The following is a 2,465-nucleotide window of genomic DNA, read 5'->3' as shown; positions in this document are numbered from 1 at the left end:
GGCCGCCGTGCTCGTCATCGCGGGCGCCGTGGTCGGCGTGAACTGGCCGGGCCCGGCGGGGTGGGGCGCGCAGCGGTCGGTCCAGGCGATCGCGGAGGCCCCCGACGCCGAGTCGGTCACGGTGGCGTCCGCCGACGGCGGCGAGGTCACGATCGTGTGGTCCGAGGAACTCGGACGATCCGCCGTGCGGGCGTCCGACCTGCCCGAAGTCGGCTCGGCCTCGACGTACGAGCTCTGGTACATCGACGAGGGCGGGGCGCGGCCGGCCGGCACGTTCGACCCGGACGCGGGCGAGGCCTTCGTCGTGCTCGAGGGGGACTTCACTCCGGGGGTCGTCGTCGGCATGACGGTCGAACCGGCGGGCGGCTCCGAGGCGCCGACCACCGACCCCATCGTCGTCGTCGAGACCTGATCGGTTCGGCTAGGGTCTGAGGGGGCTGCGCGCCCCCGGACCCACACCCCCGACGACGAGGAGTGACGCATGCGCATCGGCATGTTCCTGAGCTACGCAGGCGGCTTCCGCGACGCCGCAGCCGAGGTCGCCGAGCTCGAGCGCGCCGGCGTCGACCTCGTCGTCGTCCCCGAGGTCTACTCGTTCGACGCGGTGAGCCAGCTCGGCTTCCTCGCGGCCCGCACCTCGCGCATGACGCTGATGAGCGGCATCCTGCAGCTGTACACCCGCACGCCCTCGCTCACGGCGATGACCGCCGCCGGCCTCGACTACGTCTCGGAGGGCCGCTTCGAGCTCGGCATCGGCGCCTCGGGCCCGCAGGTCATCGAGGGCTTCCACGGCGTGCCCTACGACGCGCCCCTCGGCCGCATGCGCGAGATCGTCGACGTGTGCCGCATGGTGTGGCGCCGCGAGCGCGTCGTCCACGAGGGGAGGAACTACACGATCCCGCTCGCCGCGGGTCGCGGCACGGGCCTCGGCAAGCCGCTGAAGCTCATCAACGAGCCGGTGCGCGAGCGGATCCCCATCACGATCGCCTCGCTCGGCCCGAAGTCGGTCGAGCAGACGGCCGAGATCGCGGAGGGCTGGCTGCCGATGTTCTTCCACCCCGAGCGCGCGGCCGACGTGTGGGGCGCGTCGCTCGAAGCGGGCCGAGCGCGCCGGGCGCCCGAGCTCGGAGCACTCGACGTGTTCGCGAGCCCCGCGCTCGCGATCACCGACCGACCCGAACTGATCGAGGCGGCGATCGCGGCGGTCAAGCCGAACCTCGCCCTGTACATCGGCGGCATGGGCGCGCGGGGGAAGAACTTCTACAACGACCTGATCGCGAGCTACGGCTTCGCCGCGGAGGCCGAGCGCATCCAGGACCTCTACCTCGACGGCCGTCGCGACGAGGCGGTGGCCGCCGTGCCCGACGAACTGGTTCGCGCGATCTCCCTCATCGGCTCGCCCGCCGAGGTCGCCGAGCGCGTCGACGCGTTCGCGCGGGCCGGGGTCACGACGCTGAACGCGACGCCGCTCGGACGCGATGCCGACGAGCGACTCGCGCTCATGGCGGGACTGCGCCGCATCGTCGGCTAGCCGACGTCGCGGGGAGCCGCGGTCGGCTCGCCGGATCCACGCGCGGGACCCCCGCGTCGCGGGCATCGCCGCCACGCCGCAACGCCCCCCGTTCGAGGGTGTTCCCAGCGCCCGGTCGCGGACGTACGCTCAGTGCACCGCACGTGGCAGTGCGGAAGGGGACACCTGGGGAGGAGCCGCCGCGTCGGGGCATCGGGGCCCAGCACGTCCCCGTTCCCCCACGGCGGTGCCCCGGTCCGCCGCTCGCCGTCGACACGCCCGTCGCGTGACATCATGGTGCCGAACGCGCAGCGCACGCACGCGGACGGGGAGGTCGGATGGCCCGGGGTGACGCCGTCGACGCGATCGTGGTGGGGTCGGGGCCCAACGGGCTCGCCGCCGCCGTGACGCTCGCCCGCGCCGGCCTGTCGGTCCGCGTCCACGAGGCGGCGACGGAACCGGGGGGAGGCGCCCGCACCGCGGAGCTGACGCTGCCCGGGTTCCGCCACGACGTGTGCTCGGCCGTCCACCCGATGGCGCTCGCATCGCCGTTCTTCCGCGCCTTCGGCCTCGAGCGGCGCATCGAGCTGCGGGTCCCCGAGCTCTCCTTCGCCCACCCGCTCGACGGCGGACGCGCGGGCCTGGCCTGGCGCGACCTCGACCGCACGGTCGACGACCTCGGTCGCGACGGCCGCGCGTACCGGCGCCTGATCGCCCCGCTCGTCGCCCACGAGGAGGCCGTGACCGAGTTCACGGGGTCGACGCTGCTGCGCGTGCCGCGGCATCCGCTCGTCGCCACCCGGTTCGGAGCGCGGGCGCTGGAGCAGGGCACGCCGGCGTGGAACCTGCGCTTCCGGGGCGACGTGGCACCGGCGATGCTGACCGGCGTCGCGGCGCACGCGATCCGCCCGCTGCCGAGCCTCGGGACCGCCGGCACGGGCCTCGTGCTCACCAC

3 protein-coding genes are annotated in these 2,465 nt (G+C 74.6%); all 3 read left to right on the top strand.

The features are described 5' to 3' along the window. On the top strand, nucleotides 1-412 hold a 412-nt coding region (locus ESO86_RS15465), incomplete at its 5' end, for an anti-sigma factor (protein ID WP_165308000.1). 69 nt (nucleotides 413-481) lie between these two features. After that, nucleotides 482-1,531 (top strand): LLM class F420-dependent oxidoreductase, encoded by a 1,050-nt coding sequence (locus tag ESO86_RS15460; RefSeq protein ID WP_129235769.1) that lies wholly within the window; start codon nucleotides 482-484, stop codon nucleotides 1,529-1,531. Between the two features lie 317 nt (nucleotides 1,532-1,848). Further along, the coding region (locus tag ESO86_RS15455) for a phytoene desaturase family protein (RefSeq protein ID WP_165307998.1) at nucleotides 1,849-2,465 on the top strand (617 nt) is incomplete at its 3' end.

Origin of the sequence: Agromyces binzhouensis (assembly GCF_004135055.1) — a bacterium.
In the GTDB taxonomy this organism is placed as follows: Bacteria; Actinomycetota; Actinomycetes; order Actinomycetales; family Microbacteriaceae; genus Agromyces; species Agromyces binzhouensis.
Note: the sequence above shows the minus strand (reverse complement) of the source record. Positions and strands in the feature narration are given on the sequence as shown.

Bases quoted from the DNA above. Each gene is read 5' to 3' on its own strand.
- ESO86_RS15460 (WP_129235769.1), top strand. From the start codon at position 482: ATGCGCATCGGCATGTTCCTGAGCTACGCAGGCGGCTTCCGCGACGCC.